This is a genomic window from Prochlorococcus marinus str. MIT 9401, from assembly GCF_000760095.1.
Lineage (GTDB): Bacteria > Cyanobacteriota > Cyanobacteriia > PCC-6307 > Cyanobiaceae > Prochlorococcus_A > Prochlorococcus_A marinus_I.
On record NZ_JNAR01000016.1, the window covers coordinates 70251 to 90279 of the forward strand.

The window sequence follows — 20029 nt, forward strand, 5'->3', positions numbered from 1 at the left end:
ATAGTTAATAAATAAACTCTAAAAGATTACTATCATTAATATTATATTTAACTTTATATATTTTATTACTATATATTTCTATCGATATAAATAGAGTAATAAGTATTTCTAGCGAGTAATCTGGAAAATAAACCAATGCAATATTTCTTTTATGATTAATCCACTTAACAAATATTATTTTATAAAAGGATTTTTTTTCAGTTTTAAAAAATAAAGATAAATAATTAAATTTATCATTTTTATAAATATTATTATTCTCTGCTTGTCTATTCTTTGAATAATCTATAATCGCAGAAACTGAATTTAAACTTAGTGTTTCGTAATTATTAATTTTATTATATACTTGTCTTTGTATAATTAAATCAAGATATCTTCTTAGTGGGGAAGTACATTGTACATACATTTTAAGACCTAGTGACTCATGTTTTCCAGCCTTAGTTGTTATATAGCTTTTTCCCATATATTGTTTTAATATTATAAATTTAATTTCACTATCGTTGTATCTATTAAGTATTTCAGATGGATTACAGTTTATTTTCTGAATCCTAAATGCAGCTGCTAAATTATTTTTATATAAAAATAAACTTGTTACATAACACATTAATATCATTGATTCTGCAACTATAATTTGTGATAATGTTTTCTCTAATTTATTTAGTGTAACTTTATTCTTATAAAATTTAATTTTACAATTAGGACTTTCAAAAATTATTGCTCCTTGTTTCTTTCTGAATTTAATACTTTTTTCTAATAAATTTTTAATTTCAATTAATTCTATTTCTTCTTTAGGTTCTAATTCTAATATTTCATTTGCATCTTCATATGTTAATTGATATTTTGGTTTTATTATTGCTTCAGTTATTTCATAATTATTTATTGATCCATCTTTATTGAATTCTATTGCTGCACTAATAGTTTCTGAAATTTTATTATGTGCTAGATTTGCTTTAGCAAGAATATCTTTTGGTAGCATTGGGACATATTGATCAATTAAATATAAACTGTTATTTCTCCTTCTTGCTTCTAAATCAACATTAGAATCATGCAAAAAGAGTTTGCATGGGTTACTAATATGTATCCATAAAATTTTTATATTTCCTTCTTTTCTTTCAAAAGAAATAGCGTCATCCACCTCATGCGGATCATCAGAGTCAATAATATATGTTTTTAGATTTGTTAAATCTTTCAAATATTTGAGATATTAATTATGGTGCCTACTATATCCAGTATAAGATTATCCTTCAGGATTTATGAAGGGTAAAAGAGCTACAATTCTGGCTCTTTTTACCGCTAATGTAAGATCTCTTTGTTGTTTTGAGGTTAAACCAGTCATCCTTCTAGGTAGGATTTTACCCCTCTCAGTTATGAATTTTTTTAGTAGTTCTACATCCTTATAGTCAATAGGATCTCCAGGCTTGATAGGAGATAATTGTTTTTTAAAAATTGAATTAGCCATGATTTAATTTAATTTGATTACTTTATTTCTTTGTGAATTGTCATTCTGTTTAAATGAGGATTGAACTTTTTTAATTCCAATCTTTCAGTTGTATTCCTTCGATTTTTTTCAGTAGTATATCTTGAAACACCATTTGATCTCTTAGGATCTGTGCTTGTTCTAGCTTCAGTACATTCCAGGGTCACTACAACTCTTGTCCCTTTTTTAGCCATTTTAATTGATACTTTATTGTATAATTTTCTATTGTACATCTTCAACAAACTTTTTTGAAGATAAACTCATTTCTTTTATCGTCATTGATTAAAAAATATATATGAAAGTTTCTCAAAATTGGCTGAATAATTTAGTAGAAATTACCTCTACTCCTGAAGAACTCTCTGAGAAATTGTCAATTGGTGGATTTGAGGTTGAATCATTAGAGGATTGTTCAGAAAATGTAAATGGTGTTGTTTTAGGTAAGGTCTTATCAGTTTTAAAGCACGAAGGATCTGACAAACTTTCAATTTGCCAAGTTGATATTGGTAGTTCAAATAATTTACAAATTATCTGTGGTGCGCCCAATATTAAATCAAATATTTATGTTTATGTTGCTACTATCGGCGCGAAATTAAACGCAGTTAATTTAACTATTAAAAGAAGTGAAATCAGAGGTGTCATGAGTGAAGGAATGATATGTTCACTGCAGGAACTAGGTTTAGAGGGCTCAAGCGAAGGGATAGAGATTATTGATGAGGATTTAGCCTTAAAACATGAATTGGGTACTCCAGCATCAAATTTACTTCAATTAAATGATTTTATATATGATTTAGCAATTACAGCTAATAGACCAGACGGAATGTCGGTTATAGGTATAGCACGCGAAATTTCTGCTCTTTTAGAATCAAAATTAAAATTTCCAGAATTAAGCCGCAAATATAATATTGATTTGCTTAAAGGAATTCAACTTTGCCCAGTGGCTATAACATCTGATTGTATTTATACCTTAAGCTGTATTGATGGAGTAAATGGGGAAAAATTATCGCCACAATGGCTAAAAAACCGTATAGAAAAATCTGGTATAAAATCTATTAATCTTCTAGTTGATTTAACAAACTATATTCTTTTAGAGCAAGGTCAACCTTTGCATGCTTTTGATAAAGATAAATTGTCAAACTTAATTGGCAAGGAAGTTTATCCAGAAGATTTCTCTGTAAGAAAAGGAAAGGATCACGAAAGCCTTATATGCTTGGATGGTAAAGAATATGACTTAAATGAAAATATCACAGTTGTTACTTGTTGTGATATACCGGTTGCTATTGCTGGGGTGATAGGCGGTTTAGAGACTTCTGTGACTAATACTACCTCATCTATTTACCTTGAAGGCGCTGTTTTTAATCCAGTTACTATAAGAAAATCATCGAAGGCGGTTGGAATAAGAACAGAATCTAGCAGCAGATATGAAAAAGGTATTTCATCTAAAAATACAATAGATGCTGTTACCAGGGCGATTAATCTTTTAGAAGAAAATTTTACAATTAATTTGCCAACCATCAATATTTCTAATTTAATAAAAAATGAAGATATTTTTATCAAATTAAGGAGAAATCGAATACATAAAATTCTTGGCCCATTAATAATTAACGATCAATTTGAAAAAAGAAATTTATCTGATAATGAAATAGTTGATAAATTAACTCTCATAGGTTGTAAATTAATGAATAAAGAATATGGCTGGGATGTAGCAGTAATTCCTAATAGATCACAAGATTTAATAAGAGAAATAGATTTAATTGAAGAAATTGCGAGATTAATTGGGTATGACAGATTTGACTTAAAACTTCCTAATCCAATTAAGCCTGGAAAATTATCATCAGAGCAATTGGCATTGAGAAAAGTAAAAAATGGTTTTATAGAAAATGGTTTTAACGAGGTACTTAGCTACTCGCTTGTCCCAGAAGACAAAGAAAACCTTGTAAAGATTTCTAATCCTTTGTTATTAGAAACAAGCTGCCTTAGAGATAATATTTGGAGGGAACATTTGGAGATTGTAAACCGTAATATCAAAGCTGGACAAACAAGTTGTTATATATTTGAAATTGGAAATGTTTTTAATAAGAATACTGAGAACATTCAAGAAGAAGTACTAAATGGTGTAATTTTTGGTAATAAAAAATTTGGTAAATGGGCAAATTCTGGCAAGGATAACGATCTTAATTATTACCAGGCCAGAGGAAAGTTAAAGGAAGCTTTATCATGTCTGAATATAAAAATTGATGATAAACCTTTTGACTCAATTGATTTTCTTCATCCAGGAAGAACAGCCAAATTATTTATTGAGGGAAAAGATGCCGGTTATTTTGGTGAAATCCATCCCAAACTTCTATTAGAGAAGAAGTCTTTAAAAAAAGTTTTTTTATTTAGCATAAATGTTGCTGACCTCTTGGGAGCTAGTACAAGAAAAAATAAATGGATTCCAATATTTAAGAAATACCCAATAGTTCCGAAAATAGAAAGGGATATAAATTTTGTTTTCTGTAAGAAATTTTTAATTAGCGATATAACTTCACAAATAAGAAGAACAGGAAAAAATCTTTTAGAGGATGTACAATTAATCGATGTTTTTGAAGATATTAAACTTGGGGAGAATAATATAAGTTATACATTTAGATTATCTTATAGAGATAAAGATAAAACATTATTAGATTCAGATATTAAATCAATACACTCAAGCATAATCTCTAAAATTGAAAAAAGTTTTAACACAAAGCTGCGAGATTAATTGTCTAGAATTTCTCATTTAAGACTTGATATTAGTCTATAAATAATTCTTAAACAAGAAAAGTAATAATCCTATAAAACTGATTAATGTTGTATTATATTTTATTATGATCAATTTTTTATCCCTACTTCTATCTTCAGTGCTGTGGGTACAAGTTCCGCAATGGTCAGATGATTGGTCAAAATGTTCTGTTGACGTACCTGACGCTTCGTGCCATTGGTACATAACTGCTCCTGATAATACTTTTGGGAAGGGGTTCGATTGGGCTAGTGCCCCTTGGTTTGACGCTAACGGTTTAAGTGATGTTCCTAGCATAGACAAGCAAACTGCTATACAAAAGCTTCAGGCTAAGTAGTACTGTCTTTAAGGCAGTACGAGATTAGATATAAGCCTTTAATAGCAGGACTTTCTAGTCCTTATTAATTTCTTGGACATTGAAAGGACATAGTTTTTCGATTTTTATTTAATTTTTTATTTTTTTTAGGCAATAAATAGTTTGGGTATGATTCGTCCAAAATAATAAATTTATATATTGCCTTTCTATTTTGAGACTATAAAATAGACTTATAATAAGTCTCATATAAGAAGTACTATACAAAGAAAATTTATTTATTTAAAAGTAAATTTTATTTAAATTTCATTTATAAATAATTATTGTTTTCATAAGTTCGAATAACATAATTGATGAAATTTAGAAATTGTTAACTTAACATTTATCTCATATGAGACTATAGATTAGACTTATTAGTAGTCTTATTTGAGAATTAGTATACTAATTTCTATATAGATTTTTTAGCAATTGATACGCTTCATTTAATTTTCTCATTTGATCTGTTGATCCTCCAGCATCTGGATGCGTCTCTAAGGCTATTGATTTATAGGCCTCCCTAATTTTACGGAACGTATGAGCGGATCCTGCGGATGTTGATAAATTCAATAATTTAAGTGCTCCATGTACTGTCATTGTTGAGTCCAAAGTTTCAAATGAATTTGATCTATTATTTCGCTTAAATCTACTTACAAACCTTCTCATAAGTGTTGGTATTCTTTTTATCAGATCTGATGTAGCAAAAGGGTCTTCTAAAACGCCAATCATTAATAAAACAATTTCAAGGGATGGATTTTTCTTTATCCAAAATGGGCATAATTCTGACATTAATTTATTGGCTGTACTCCACGTAAAGGGTAGATTTTCAGTTCCATCAAGATTTGGCCATATATCCCTTTCAAACCAATCCAGCGAAGCTTTTACTACATGATCATTAGGAACTGATCCATACAAGGTTTTCCAATGACTAATTAACTCAATTCGACATTTTATTAATTCAGTTTCTTTAATTGAATTAATTTGAATATCATTAATATTCTCCTTTAATTTTTCACTATTAATACTTCTTCTTAGATTCTTTACTTTTTTATCAACAAAATCTGGAAGGTTTATATTTGAGTTGGCTTTTTCTTTATTTTGATTTTTATTTGTAAATCTTTTATTCAAAGATATCTCATTAACTTCTTTTTTTTCGTCTGATTTAATTAATACCAATGCAGTATCTTCATCAATATTTAAATTTTCATTATTATTATTATTATTCTCGTTAAAGTCTATTTCTTGCTGTTGGTTCTTAGGTAGTAAATCATCTTCTTGCAGAAGTTCTTTAAGTATCTTTTCTATTACAGGTCCTCTTGCTCTAAATCCCCACTCTTTTCGTAATTGATCAAACCTGTAAATTAGTTCCTCAGGTAAATCAATCGAAATTCTTTTTGTATTTGAATTTTCAGGAATATTCAATAATAATTTCTTGAATAGTATGGAATTTATTTAATTTTATTCAAAAAAAATTTAAAGTCCATAAGGATTATTGTTTTCAAATTAAAACCAATTTATTTTTATGTCACAAGTCAATAAAGTATTTTTTTATAATAATTCAAAAATGTTTAATTGTTATTTCAAGTCTTCTAAAGAAAAAAAGAGTTTTTATCAACATAAGAAATTAGAAATGCTCAATTATTTTAAGGATTCACTTGAACGTAAAATTGCCTCTGTAACAGCATCTATAGAAGTTCTAGAAAGCCAAATAAGCAGGAATAAGGACGTTGAAGGAACTAACTAGTTTCAAACAAAACTTTCTAGAAGTTTTTCAGGGCCAAATTTCTTTAAATAATTAATATTTGAATTTTCAGTTACTAATAGATAACCTGCAAATCCTAAACCGTTAATACTAAAACCATGAATATGATCACTTTTTCTCTTTATAATAGCGATCCATTTATTAGTTATTAAAATGTTGTAAGGATATAGCGGTTTCTTATCACTAATAGGATCACCAAGTCCTAATTTCTTACATAATTCTAAGTAAAATTCAAAAAGACATGATGGATTTTCTAAAAAATTAAATTTGGATACAATAATATTTTTTTTAAGCTTACTATCTAGATCTTGATATAAGTTCATCTCTATAAACCACTTTTCTCTAGGGCATGATATCTCACCTTTAGATCTACGCAGAAGTTGAAAATGCCTGTGAGGTTGACTTGCTCCCGCAATTGGAGAACTATTGAAAAACCATAATCCACTAGTATCTTTATTAACCTGTTGGATCGCTCTCCAATCTTTAATATCTAACCATCCATTTTGAGGTTTCCATTCATTTGTAATAAGTAAAATATGCCCTTTTTGCACAGGGTACTTATTTAATATTAGTTGATGATTATCACCAATTTTATCAATTTCTAGTATCTTTTCCCAAGGACAAAATGGATTTTGTTTAGGACCATAAATTTTTTTTTTATTAAATTTTGAAGTATCTAGTTTCCTAATTATGAAGTCGTCTTTTTCGTATAAATCTCTTGTAATAATATCAGTTTTGAGAGGATATAATGATTCATCATCAATTGATAATCGAGTTTGTTCAAGTGCTTTTTTCCAATATATTTCTGAACTCATTTAAAAAAATTTATCATTATCATTTTAAAAAAAAAAATAAACTTGTAATTACTTTTTATTAAATTGATATTCTTTCAATTTCTCTAGAGGTACTGATTCTAAGACTACAATATTCGTTGATTCTAATATGACTTTTGGTGCAAGACCGTCTAATAATGCTTGCTTCCACCTATCAAGACAAATACACCAATGATCACCATCCTTTAGTCCAGGGAAGGAATAAATAGGCATGGGAGTTATTAAATCATTACCTTGTGATTTACTATATTTAAGGAAATTATCATCCATTACACAACATATGGAATGATTCCCTCCATCATTTTTGTCATACTTACAAAATCCATCCCTGTACCACCCTGTCATAGGTGCGCAACTACAAATCTCAATTTCTTCTCCAAGGACATTTAACTGATTTTGATTTTTTATAGTCATAGATTTTTTTAATAATAATAAAACACCAACATTTCTTTAAAAAAGGTTGACGAGTATGGGGGGTAAGGAGGTAATAATTCTAATAAGGTTTTTTTCATTATGGATTGGGACTTTACTGAAAACATAGCATTTAAAGCTCTTTATGAAGCTTTTAAAGATAGTGATGAAACTTCCGCATTAGAATTTTTATCTAGTGATGGTGCTTCATATTATCTTGAGTTAACACAGGATGCCGCGGGTGAGGGACTTGATCTGGGTGATAATGAAATGATGGAAGAACTACAGGAAGAAATTATTGAATATTTAGAAAACAACTAAAAATTTAGCTTAAGCGCTGAAATATTTAGCTTTTGAGTGTAATGAGATGATAGCTGTAGTACTTTGTTCTGGATGAAGTTGTTCAGATTCATCCATTGTTAAGTTTATTCTTTTTGCATCCAACAGTGATAATTGTATGTTTGAATCAGATACTTTTGGACATGCAGGATAACCAAAAGAATATCTAGCTCCTCTATATTTTTGAGCTAGTATTTCTCTATTTTTGTCTGGTTCTTGAGAGCTAAAACCACATTCAATACGAATTAATGCATGGACATACTCAGCTAGAGCTTCTGCTAATTGCACTGTAAGTCCATGGAATAATAAATAATCGCTATATTTATCTTCTTTAAATAATTTTTGAGAATATTCACTAGCAATATCGCCCATGGTTACTGCCTGCATAGGAAATATATCTATCGGCTTATCATTTTTCAAATCACAATAAAAATCAGCTATGCATAAATTATTTCCAGATTTTTGTCGTGGAAAATTAAATTGGGAAATTTTGTTTAATGATTTCTCATCAAATAAGAAAATACTATTATCTTTTCTCCCGCATCTGAAATATCCATAAACTGCTTTGGGTGATATAAGTTTTTTCTCTATAATTATCTCTAACCATTTATCTAACAATGGTTTAGCATATGAATCCAAATAGTTATTATATTCATCTACGCTTTGGTTTTTAGCTTTTTTTATTTGCCATTGCCCACTAAATAGAGCTTTTGTATCTAGATAAAATATTAACTTATTTATATCTATATCAACATCGTTCAAGACTTTCGTTCCCAAGAAAGGGGCTTGAATTGGATCTTCTTCATTAATAAATTTTGATCTTATAAAATTGTCTTTTAAATTTAATTTGGAGGTCTCGGTATGTATGGATATTGTTTTTTTAACAGCTTGAGAGTTGGATTTTGATGAGGCTAAATTAATATTTATACCCTCATTGTTAATGAACCCCTCTGTATTTGACCAATTACCCTTTTTCTTATTATCCATATATTCATTCATGAATTTAAGATCAGTGAACGCATCTTTTCCGTACAATATTTTCCCTTTATATATTTTGCTGCAGTCCTCATTTACAAATTTTGGGGTTAAGGCTGCGCCTCCTAATATTACTGGTACACTAATATTTTCATTGTTAAAAGCCTCTAAATTATCTTTCATAAAAGCAGTTGATTTAACAAGTAATCCGCTCATAGCAATGCAATCTGCATTGTGCTTTTTTTGTGCATCTATAATTGCTGAAACATCTTGCTTTATTCCTAGATTTATTACGTCATAACCATTATTTGTAAGTATTATATCTACCAAATTTTTTCCAATATCATGTACATCTCCTTTGACAGTTGCAATTAAGAGTTTTCCATTTGATATGTTTTCATCTACAGTTTCCATATATGGTTCTAAAATTGAAACAGCAAATTTCATTGTTTCAGCGGATTGGAGTACAAATGGCAATTGCATTTGACCTGAGCCAAATAAATCTCCTACTACTTTCATCCCATCTAGTAAAAAGGTATTAATTATTTCAAGAGGTTTATATTTTTTTAAGGCTTTATTTAATTGATCCTCTAATCCTATTTTTTCTCCATCAATAATATGATTTTTCAGACTCTCTTCAAGAGTTAAGTTTTTATTTGCTGAAGATGCTTTTTTGAAATCTTGAATAGATAAATCTTGAAAAGCCTTTGTTAATTCTACTAATGGATCATAAATACAAATATCATCTTCAAATTCTCTTTTATCATAAATCAAATCTAAGCAAAGCTTTTTAGTTTCTTCAGATATTTTTGATAATGGCAAAATTTTATTTGGTGCGATGATAGCAGAATCTAATCCTGCTTTAATGCATTCATCTAAAAATATTGAATTTAGATTAATTCTTGATAATGGTGAAAGACCAAAACTAATGTTTGATATTCCAAGTATGATATGAATATCTGGGAAATTTTCACGAATTTTTAATATAGCACTAATAGTTTCTTTAGCGTTCAATCTATCTTCTTCAATCCCTGTAGATATTGGCAGAGCTAATGGATCAAAAAATAGCTCATAATCTGACAAACCACATTCTCTTGTTCTATTAATCGCTCGTTTGACAATCTTATATTTTTTTTCTGAATTCCTTGCCATTCCATCTTCATCAATTGTTCCGACAACAAGACCTGAACCATAGCCTAAGGCTAAATTTAGAACTTGATCAAACCTTTCATTGCCATCTTCGTAATTGGTTGAATTTATAATACATTTACCACCAGCTGACTTTAATCCACTTTCCATTTTGTCAGCATCTGTAGAGTCAATCATTAATGGTAAATTTACATTGGTAACAAGTCTTGAAGTTATTTCTTTCATATCTTTAACTCCGTCTCTTCCTACATAATCGACATTTACATCAAGAACGTGAGCATTTTCTTTTTGTTGTTGCTTGGCAATTGCAACTAAACCATCCCAATCGTCGTTATTTAATAACTCCCTTACCTTTTTCGATCCACTTGCATTTAATCTTTCTCCTACTATTAAAATTGAATTGTCTTGTTTATACGGCACAGAGTTATATATTGATGAGGCAGATGGAATAAAACCGCTTGAATCTTTCTTACCATTGTTGTTAGTCTTTTCATTATCAATAATTTCATCGATTATTGAAGACAGGTATTTTATATGTTCAGGTGTTGTCCCACAACATCCACCTATTAATTGAACATTAAAGTCATATATAAAATTCATTAACTGCATCTTTAATTCTATTGGCTTTAATCTATAGTGAGCGACACCTCCAATATTTTCAGGAAGACCTGCATTGGGAATACAGCTTATAGCGAAGGGTGAATTTTCAGACAAATATTTAATATGTTCCTTCATTTGCTCTGGACCAGTTGCACAATTAAGTCCAAGGATATCTATATTGAATGGCTCTAATATTGTTAATGCAGATGCAATATCAGATCCAACAAGCATAGTGCCTGTTGTTTCCATTGTTATAGATACCATTAAAGGTATATCAATATTTTTACTTTCAAGAATTTCTTTTGATGCTAATAAGGCAGATTTAATTTGTAAAACATCCTGACAAGTTTCAATCAAAAGAAGATCAACTCCTCCATCTATAAGACCATAAATTTGTTCTTTATATGATTGCTTTAATTCATCAAAATCTATATGTCCTAAGGTGGGTAATTTAGTTGTTGGCCCAATTGAACCTGCTACAAACCTTGGTTTATCAACTGATGAGTATTTGGCAGCAGCCTTTTTTGCTATAAATGCCGCATTTTTATTTATCTCATAAGCCTTATCCGCAATATCATATTCATCAAGAACTATTGATGATGCTCCAAATGTATTAGTTTCTATAACATGACAACCTGCTTCTAAAAATGAATTATGAACCTTCTCAACTATCTCTGGCGATGATAAAACAAGGTTTTCATTACATCCCTCTAAATCTTTTCCTCCAAAGTCATCTGCAGTAAGATTTAAGTTCTGAAAAGATGTTCCAGTACCTCCGTCAAAAATAATTAATGGTTTTTCATTTCTATTTAGATAGGTTCTGAAAGATTCCATTTTTAGGTAAAAATTAATTTATTTTAGTGAAATTCTTGTTACCCAATCATCATAGTCTTGAGAACGACCTTCTGTTATTTCTATAAGCTTACTTTTTAATTTATTCATTATTGGTCTTTCAACATTTAATTCAGTTGATTCAATTTTTTTAACTGGTGTAATTTTTGCTGCTGTACCAGTTAGAAAAACTTCATCTGCTATAAATAATTCTGTTTTATCAACAGGCCTCTCAATTACATTTATTCCAAATGATTTTGCTAATTCAATTACACTAGCTCTAGTAATCCCTTCAAGGATATCTTGATCAACACCAGGAGTGATTAAGTCCCCATTCCTTACAATAAATAAATTCATACCACTAGCTTCGCTTACCTTACCACTTGAATTTAATAGCAGGGCTTCATCAAAACCAGATAAACTAGCTTCTGTTTTAGCTAATGAACTAGTAATATATGCTCCACTTATTTTTCCTCTTAAGGGGAGAGATCTATCTTCTTGTCTTGTCCAACTACTCATTCTACAAGAAACACCATCTGGAGATAGATAATCTCCTAGTTCAATACAATAAATAAAGAAATCTGTTTCAATATTGTGTAACCTTGGAGCTATACCTAAATCGCTTGTATATACAAATGGTCTTATATAAATAGGTTTTTCTGGCTTGTTTCTTTTTATAACTTCTTCTAAAGCTTTAAAAATATATTCTTCAGAAATTTCAGTTAATAGTAATTTTGCACTTTGAGATAATCTTTTTATATGTTTATCTGTTCTAAACAATAGGAATTCTTCTTTGTTTGTTGGGTTAGGTATCGCTCGCATTCCTCCAAATGCAGCAGTACCGTAATGTAGAGCATGAGTAGCTATTGATATTTTTGCTTCTTTAAATGGAATACATTTACCTTCGAACCAGGCGTATGGAAGAAATTCATGCATATTTAATTTATTTAATTAAGGTAAACTTGTTTTATCCTACTTATATATTCTAAACCTAATTTATATTTAAAAATGCACAGGATATTAAATATTGCAGGAAATGAAAAGAATAAGGATGATTTAATTGAGCAACCAGCTGCAGATTTTATTTTTATAACAAGTGTCAAGGCTGATTTAAATCTTATATCAAACTTATTGTTAGAAAAAGAATTTGCTTCATTAAAAAATAATATAAGAGCTTTAGAAATTTCTAATTTAAATTCCTCAGCTCAAATAGATAATTATTTATTAAAAACAATTAATTATGCAAAAGTTGTCGTACTTAGAATATTTGGAGATAAAGGTACATGGAACTATGGAATTGAACAACTTTTAAATTGGCAAGCAGTTAATAAAAAAAGGAAGTTAGTAATCCTATCAGGTACCATTGATCAGGAAATTTCCTTATGTGAAATAAGTAGTATAGATAAAAATATTGCATTAAATATTTCTAGATTACTGAGATCTGGAGGACTGGAAAATTATAGAAAGTTTCTTAATTGTTTAAATTATTTAGTTGTAGATGAAAAATTAATTCCTGATGAGTTTTTGAATATTACTTTTTATGCAGATCCCTATTTACATGATTGGAAATATGAAAAAGGCGAAAAGATAGGAATAATATCCTATAAATCTCTTTTTTTGGCTAATGAAATTGAAGTAAACGAAAAACTTAACTTGCAATTAAGAAAATGCGGACTATCTCCTAAAACATTTTTTATTTCAACACTAAAAGATCATATTATTCAGAAAAAATTAATAGACATTTTTAAAAAAGAAGATATTAAACTAATAATTACCACTACTTCATTTTCTTCATCTCAAATCAAAAATAACGATTTAATTGAAAATTCAACAAATATTTTTACTTCTCTTAAAATTCCAATTTTACAGCTTCTTTCTTCTAATAGATCAAGAAAAAAGTGGTTAAATTCATCTATTGGAATGAATTCATCTGATTTATTAATGCAAATAATTATTCCCGAATTTGATGGAAGAATTACTACCTGTCCTTCAGCATTTAAAGAAATAATTTCTAAGAAAAATACACTATATAGTGAAATAACTAGTTACAAAGCTGATCAAATAGGTATTCAATGGATTTCAAAATTTGCATCAAATTATGTGAAACTTCAAAAACTTAATAATTTTGATAAAAGAATTTGTTTAGTAATAAGTAATTATCCAGTAAAGAACGGAAGAATCGGTAATGGCGTCGGTCTAAATACACCATCTTCAATAATAAATATTCTTAATTGGTTAAAAGAAGAAGGTTATGACCTTGGATCTTGTAATTATCCTCAAGATTCTTCGGAATTAATGTCAATGCTTATAAAAACTAGAACTAATGATATTGAATCTCAAAATAATAAACCATTAGATTACTTACCACTTAGTGAATATTTAAAATATTGGAATTATTTAGAACTTGATCCCAAAAATATTATTGTTAATCGTTGGGGCAAACCATCTGATGCGATCGATCTAGATAATAAAGGCTTTTCAATAAATGGTCTTAGATTTGGAAAAATAACATTATTGATTCAACCTCAACGAGGTTATGACGCTTTCACTGATAGAGATATTCATTCTCCCGATCTTCCACCTCCCCATAGATATTTAGCACAATATTTTTGGATTGAAAAAGTTTTTAATGCAAATGCTATGTGCCATATTGGTAAACATGGAACTGTTGAATGGTTACCAGGCAAATCTATAGGTCTCAGCAATAAATGTTTTCCAAATATTATTTGTCCAGCAATACCAAACATATATCCCTTTATAGTAAATGATCCTGGAGAAGGGTCCCAAGCTAAAAGAAGAACTGCAGCAACAATTATTGATCATCTAACCCCTCCTTTGGATAGGTCAGAATTATATGGAAAATATTCAATATTAGAAAATTATTTAGACGAATATTTTGAAGCAAAATTATTAAATTCTAATCGGATTGAAATAATAGAAAAATCCATTTTTGAATTAATTAAAAAAGATTTTAGAGAAATTACTTTAATGAATACAAATAATCAAATAGAAGAAATTGATTCCTTTCTTTGTAGAATTAAAGAATCTCAAATTAGGACAGGATTGCATATTTTTGGTAATAGGCAGAATGTCATTAATGAAATAAATTTATTCTTGTGTATAGCTAGAGTTCCAAATGCCAACCGAATTGGTGTTATTCAATATATAGCAAAACATTTAAAACTAGATTTGAATCCTTGGACAAATCAATATGATCAAATGTTAAGTGAAAAGGATAAAAAAATATTATTGACTTTTTCCAACAAAAACATTTTAAACTTTAGAATGGCTATTGATTTTTTGGAACAACAAGCAAAGTATTTAATATATTTGTTTTTTTACAAAAAGAATACGAAAATAAAAAATCTAGAAATATATAAAAATCAGAAAATAATAGACTATTTCTTTAATGCAAAAAAACATAATCAGTATTTTTTATTATTAAAAAAAGAGATTCTATATCCAATCATTAATTCTTCATTTAACGAGAAATTATCATTTATTAATTCGTTAAATGGACAATATGTAAAAAGTGGTCCATCTGGAGCCCCTACGAGAGGTAAAACTGAAGCTTTACCCACTGGTAAAAATTTTTTTTCAGTTGATTCGAGAGGACTGCCAACTGAATCAGCATGGAGTGTTGGTTGTCAATCCGCTTCACAAATACTTGATTTATACAAACAAGATAATGGAGAAGATTTAAAAAATATAGCAATATCCGTATGGGCAACATCCACAATGAGAAATGGTGGTGAAGACATTTGTCAAATACTATATTTATTAGGAGTACATCCTATTTGGGATGGACCTTCAAGAAGAGTAGTAGATTTAGAAATCATTCCTTTATCTATTCTCCAAAGACCAAGGGTTGATGTTACTTTAAGGATTTCGGGAATGTTTAGAGATGCATTTCCACAGTTAGTTAAATTAACTTCTAATGCAATTAATCTTGTTTCTAATCTTAATGAGGATGATAAATTTAACCCTCTAGCTGAGGCATCAAGGGATGGTGATTCAATTAATCGTATATTTGGTTCAGCGCCAGGTTCATATGGAGCTGGTCTGCAAGAACTAATTTCAAATTCTAATTGGGAAAATATTGATGATTTTGGAGAATCTTTTCTTAATTGGAGTAAGTGGATTTACGGTGATAATCTTGAACCTATAGAGGATAAAAAATCATTAGAAAATGCTCTTAAAAATGTGCAGTTAGTTCTTCATAACCAAGATAATAGGGAACATGATATTTTAGATTCTGATGATTATTATCAGTTTCAGGGTGGATTATCTTCAGCAGTAAAAAAATTGAGCGGTAAATTACCTGAAATGTATCATGGTGATTTATCAAAATTTGGATTATCTAAAATTTCAAAATTACAAGTCGAAATCAATAAGGTTGTCATATCAAGAATACTTAACCCTAAATGGATAAATGGAATGAAGGATAATGGTTATAAAGGAGCGTTTGAATTTTCAGCTACACTAGATTACTTATATGCTTTTGATGCATCTACTGAAGTAGTCTCAGATTGGTGTTATGAGGAAGTTTATAAATCATGGTTATGTGATCTTAATCTTAGGAATTTCTTTCTAGAGAACAATCCATGGGCTTTAAGAGATATTGCACAAAGATTTCTTGAAATTGTCAATAGAAAAATGTGGAATAATTGTTCATCAGATGTCATTGAAAATTTAAAGAACATAATTATTAATACTGATTCAATAATTGAAAAAAACGAATTCTGAATTATCTACCTAATAGCGAAAGTCCATGACTATCTGTTCCGCATGTTTTTAGCATTGAATATTTATCTGCTAATTTATCTATTTCTGAACATACAAATAAACTAGGATTCCATACTTCATTAAGTTCATAATCGTACCAAACCTCTATTCCATCAATACCTTGTGTTTTGGCCTCTGGAATTAATTTATAAAAGGGAATCCTATATCTCGCTGGATGAGCAAGAAATGATAAACCACCAGCTAAATTTATTGCTTTGATAACTGATTTAATATTTAAATCATTACCTATTGGAGACTCTCCAAGGATATAGGGATTTAGGTATTTACTTTTTATATCTATTCCCAATCCAATTACATGTACTAAACATCCAAGAATTAAACAATTAATTTCTATTCCGGAAATTAACGTAAAAGAATCTTTAGGATAATTTTTGAGTATATTATTTTTTTTTATATATTCATGAGCTTTAATTGTATGATGATCGGTTATTGATAAAAATTTCAAGTTATTTTTATAAGCTTGTTCTAAAAGTTCATATGGTTCTAGACTTCCATCACTAAATTTTGTATGACAGTGAAAATTAATATTTTTAGGACAACTATTTTTATTAATATTGGAAGTTAATTTTACTAAGTCCTCCTTATTCATTACTTAAAGTATTCTCATTTTTCTTTCTAATCTTTGCATATAATTGTATTGAAGCCAACATGAAAAAAATTAGTCCAACTACGCTCCAAGTAGCAACACTAGTTGGAAAATTATTTTTAAAAATAACTAAAAGTACAATTATAAATAATAATAATGTAGGCAATTCATTTAATAATCTAAGGTTTTTTGCTGAAATGGTTGAAGTCCCATTTTGTAATGAATACATTATTTTGTAACAATAAGAATGATAAATTACTAATCCTAAAACAAAAGAAATTTTAATTTGCAACCACTTCTCACTTAACCAACTTGGTTGCATAATAATCATGCATATAGCCATACTTAAAGCTAATATCATCCCAGGTGTTGTGATTATATTCGCCAGCCTTTTTTCCATTAAGGTGTATTGTTTATTAAAGGCAATTTTTAATTCATTACCCATATTTTTAGATTCTTCATGATATATAAAAAGTCTTACTAAATAAAAAAGTCCTGCAAACCAAACGATTACACCAATAATGTGAAGTGATTTAAACCAGAGGTATGCTTCAGCTGCCAAATTACTAGATTAATTTAAAATTATATATTTTTAATATAGTTATATTTAACAATATCAAGAAATCTATTTTTCAAAAATTAATTAATATTTATAACTCGTTAAAATATTCATATATATCATTTACTGAATTTTTTCCAAGTCCTTTAACTTTTGATAAATCCTCTTTACTAGCTATTCTTATCGCGTCTATTGATTTAAAATGCTCAAGCAATTCTCTTATTCTTGATGGTCCTAATCCACTGATTTGGGATAATTGAGATCTATTCATTCTCTTAGATCTTTTGTCTCTATGAAAAGATAATGCAAATCTATGCGCTTCATCTCTTACCCTTCTTAAAAGAAGAACTCCTTTTTGATTTTCATCAGTATCAAGAGACTTAGTAAAGCCTGGAATAAATATTTCTTCATTTTTTTTTGCTAATGAACATATAGTTACTTCTTCCTCAAGATTTAATTCTTTTAATGCTTTAATAGCTGCATTTAACTGTCCTTTTCCTCCATCAATCATTATTAAATTAGGCCAATCTGATAGAAGTTCATTGTCTAATTTACTATTCGTTTTATCATTTAATATTGAAAAATCCCCTCCGTTTTTTTTAAATCTTGACCATTTTTTAAACCTTCTATGTATTACTTCATATATAGAAGCAAAATCATCACTATGTCCTACAAAAACGTTTGGATCTTTAATTTTATATTTCCTATAATGCTGTTTAGAAGGAATTCCATCAATAAAAACGACTTGTGATGCTACAGGATCACTACCTTGAATATGGCTTATATCATAACCTTCAATTCTTTTAGGTTGTTCGCTTAATTCAAGTATTTGGGCAAGATCCTCAATAGACGATTCATTATCTTGTATCCCATTTAATATTCTATCTAATTCCAATTTTGCATTTTTTAAAACCATTTCTACAGTTTCATGTTTTTTATTTCTTTTTGGGATTATGATTTTTACTTTCTTTTTTCTTAGCTCCGTTAACCAATCCTCTATGGTTGCTTGTTTTGGAAGGTTATATTGAATAAGAATTTCTGATGGTATTTCTACAGCTTCAACGTTCATATAATGCTCTTCTAATATCTTTTGTAGGATAAGATTTTCATCTTCATTATTTAATTTTTGACTATAGCCAATTCTCCCAATGAGCTTACCAGATCTCATTTGGAAAATTTGTATACTAGCTACATTTTTTTCTGAAACTATTCCAAAGATATCTCTATTAATTGAAGAATCTGGTACTGATATTTTTTGTGATTCCGTTAATAATTTTAAACCTGAAATTTGGTCTCTTATTTTTGCTGCATTCTCATAATCTAAATCATTTGAAAATTGCAACATTTTTTTTTGTAAAAATATTTCTAAGTCATCATTTCTTCCCTGAAATATCATAGATACTTGTTTCATTATTTTTTTATAATCGTCAGATGATATAACTTCTTGGCAAACACCTGGGCATCTTCCTATTGAGTAATTCAAACAAGTTCTATCTTTATATACTGGCCTTGGTCTTTGTCTAAGTGGAAATATTTTTTTTATCGTAAATAATGTTCTCCTTAATAATCCGACATCAACATATGGTCCATAATATCTATCTAAATTATTTCTATTTCTTCTTCTTCTCGTAATAAATATGCGAGGATATTTTTCACTCCAGGTTATACAAAGATATGGATATTTCTTATCATCCTTTAAAAGAATATTAAAGTATGGTTTATTTGTTTTAATTAAATTTGACTCTAAATTTAATGCTTCATATTCGCTATCTGTGACTATTATTTCTATTTCTGTTATTTGACGAACCATCAAACTTAATCGGGGAGTTAAATCTGAATAATTATTGAAATAACTACTTACTCTACTACGTAGTTTTTTAGATTTACCGATATAAAGTAAGTTATTATCAATATCTTTAAAAAGATAACAACCAGATGACTTTGGAATTTCAGATAATCTTGATTTTAATAACTCTTTATTATTAATTAATTTATATTCAATTTTAAAATTATATTTATTATCTATTTTTTCTATAGAGGAATTACTCATTTATAGTGGTTACCCTCCATAATTCCAGCCAGTTGAAGATAAATTTAGTGAGTCAACATCATTATTCAGATAAGCAGATATAACTTCTCCTACAAAAACGGTATGGTCTCCATGCATAACACTTCCAACAACATTACATTCAACTCCTCCAACACTATCAACTAAAATAGGCAATCCAAGTTCACCAAAATTAAATTCAACAGATTCAAATCTACCTCCTAATGCTTTTTGGGGTTTAAAGAAAACAGCTGCTAGATCCTTTTGATCACTTTTTAGGACATTTAATGAGAACTTATTGGTGGACTTTATTATTTCATGACTAGAACCCTCTGCTCTAACCGCCATTACAACTAATGGTGGCGTGAAGGAACCTTGAGTTACCCAACTTGCAGTAAATCCATTTACTTCATTTTTATCCTCGTCTCTAACACCACAAATAAATAATCCGTGAGGTATTTTTCTTAATAAGATTTTTTTTGCTTCCAGATTTAATGTCATAATTGATTTATCTAATAATCTTATTTTAACTAAATTTCTTATTCGATCA

At 28.7% G+C, this 20029-nt stretch carries 17 protein-coding genes; 5 read left to right on the forward strand and 12 right to left on the reverse strand.

Going from position 1 to position 20029, the window contains the following annotated elements:
- Positions 1-4: 4 nt before the first annotated feature.
- From EV01_RS02930 to rpmG, 3 genes are read right to left on the reverse strand one after another with little or no spacing between them, the layout of a single operon-like run.
- Positions 5-1189, reverse strand: coding sequence for a ribonuclease catalytic domain-containing protein (locus EV01_RS02930; RefSeq protein WP_032517140.1), 1185 nt, complete (start codon positions 1187-1189; stop codon positions 5-7).
- A 45-nt stretch (positions 1190-1234) separates the two neighbouring features.
- Positions 1235-1456, reverse strand: coding sequence for a 30S ribosomal protein S18 (gene rpsR, locus EV01_RS02925; RefSeq protein ID WP_032517139.1), 222 nt, complete (start codon positions 1454-1456; stop codon positions 1235-1237).
- 17 nt (positions 1457-1473) lie between these two features.
- Positions 1474-1668 (reverse strand): 50S ribosomal protein L33, encoded by a 195-nt coding sequence (gene rpmG, locus EV01_RS02920; RefSeq protein WP_002805540.1) that lies wholly within the window; start codon positions 1666-1668, stop codon positions 1474-1476.
- A 101-nt stretch (positions 1669-1769) separates the two neighbouring features.
- On the opposite strand from rpmG, the gene pheT reads away from it, so the two are divergent.
- On the forward strand, positions 1770-4214 hold the full coding sequence (gene pheT / locus EV01_RS02915; protein ID WP_032517138.1) for a phenylalanine--tRNA ligase subunit beta: 2445 nt from the start codon (positions 1770-1772) through the stop codon (positions 4212-4214).
- Between the two features lie 106 nt (positions 4215-4320).
- Positions 4321-4569: a hypothetical protein gene (locus EV01_RS02910; protein WP_032517137.1), complete on the forward strand. Its 249-nt coding sequence runs from the start codon at positions 4321-4323 to the stop codon at positions 4567-4569.
- A 417-nt stretch (positions 4570-4986) separates the two neighbouring features.
- Here the strand turns inward: EV01_RS02910 and EV01_RS02905 are convergent, their stop codons facing one another.
- The gene (locus EV01_RS02905; protein WP_032517136.1) at positions 4987-6003 is read right to left on the reverse strand and encodes a molecular chaperone DnaJ; all 1017 of its coding nucleotides are present in this window, start codon (positions 6001-6003) and stop codon (positions 4987-4989) included.
- A gap of 100 nt (positions 6004-6103) precedes the next feature.
- On the opposite strand from EV01_RS02905, the gene EV01_RS0109105 reads away from it, so the two are divergent.
- Complete coding sequence (locus tag EV01_RS0109105) at positions 6104-6325, forward strand: hypothetical protein (RefSeq protein ID WP_241433421.1); 222 nt, start codon at positions 6104-6106, stop codon at positions 6323-6325.
- A gap of 2 nt (positions 6326-6327) precedes the next feature.
- Here EV01_RS0109105 and EV01_RS02900 read toward each other — a convergent pair whose 3' ends face one another.
- Both EV01_RS02900 and EV01_RS02895 read right to left on the reverse strand, forming a co-directional pair.
- On the reverse strand, positions 6328-7158 hold the full coding sequence (locus EV01_RS02900; protein WP_032518581.1) for a DUF4922 domain-containing protein: 831 nt from the start codon (positions 7156-7158) through the stop codon (positions 6328-6330).
- 48 nt (positions 7159-7206) lie between these two features.
- Positions 7207-7590 carry a DUF2237 family protein gene (locus EV01_RS02895; RefSeq protein WP_032517112.1) on the reverse strand — a complete coding sequence of 128 codons (384 nt, stop codon included), beginning with the start codon at positions 7588-7590 and terminating at the stop codon, positions 7207-7209.
- 99 nt (positions 7591-7689) lie between these two features.
- On the opposite strand from EV01_RS02895, the gene EV01_RS02890 reads away from it, so the two are divergent.
- Positions 7690-7908, forward strand: a complete 219-nt coding sequence (locus tag EV01_RS02890) for a hypothetical protein (RefSeq protein ID WP_032517111.1) — start codon at positions 7690-7692, stop codon at positions 7906-7908.
- Between the two features lie 9 nt (positions 7909-7917).
- On the opposite strand, the gene metH is transcribed toward EV01_RS02890, so the two are convergent.
- Positions 7918-11484, reverse strand: coding sequence for a methionine synthase (gene metH, locus EV01_RS02885; protein WP_032517110.1), 3567 nt, complete (start codon positions 11482-11484; stop codon positions 7918-7920).
- A gap of 18 nt (positions 11485-11502) precedes the next feature.
- Positions 11503-12417: a branched-chain amino acid transaminase gene (locus EV01_RS02880; protein ID WP_032517109.1), complete on the reverse strand. Its 915-nt coding sequence runs from the start codon at positions 12415-12417 to the stop codon at positions 11503-11505.
- 72 nt (positions 12418-12489) lie between these two features.
- On the opposite strand from EV01_RS02880, the gene cobN reads away from it, so the two are divergent.
- On the forward strand, positions 12490-16227 hold the full coding sequence (cobN, locus tag EV01_RS02875) for a cobaltochelatase subunit CobN (RefSeq protein WP_032517108.1): 3738 nt from the start codon (positions 12490-12492) through the stop codon (positions 16225-16227).
- Between the two features lies 1 nt (position 16228).
- Here cobN and EV01_RS02870 read toward each other — a convergent pair whose 3' ends face one another.
- The 4 genes from EV01_RS02870 to EV01_RS02860 all read right to left on the reverse strand — a co-directional run bounded on the left by EV01_RS02870 (position 16229) and on the right by EV01_RS02860 (position 19980).
- Positions 16229-16876 carry a PHP domain-containing protein gene (locus EV01_RS02870; protein WP_032517107.1) on the reverse strand — a complete coding sequence of 216 codons (648 nt, stop codon included), beginning with the start codon at positions 16874-16876 and terminating at the stop codon, positions 16229-16231.
- Positions 16869-17435 (reverse strand): protoporphyrinogen oxidase HemJ, encoded by a 567-nt coding sequence (hemJ, locus tag EV01_RS0109110; RefSeq protein WP_032517106.1) that lies wholly within the window; start codon positions 17433-17435, stop codon positions 16869-16871. Before hemJ ends, EV01_RS02870 begins: the two co-directional genes overlap by 8 nt.
- Before the next feature lie 88 nt (positions 17436-17523).
- Positions 17524-19482 carry an excinuclease ABC subunit UvrC gene (uvrC, locus tag EV01_RS02865; protein WP_032518582.1) on the reverse strand — a complete coding sequence of 653 codons (1959 nt, stop codon included), beginning with the start codon at positions 19480-19482 and terminating at the stop codon, positions 17524-17526.
- A 9-nt stretch (positions 19483-19491) separates the two neighbouring features.
- Positions 19492-19980: a flavin reductase family protein gene (locus tag EV01_RS02860; RefSeq protein ID WP_032517104.1), complete on the reverse strand. Its 489-nt coding sequence runs from the start codon at positions 19978-19980 to the stop codon at positions 19492-19494.
- Positions 19981-20029: the final 49 nt, after the last annotated feature.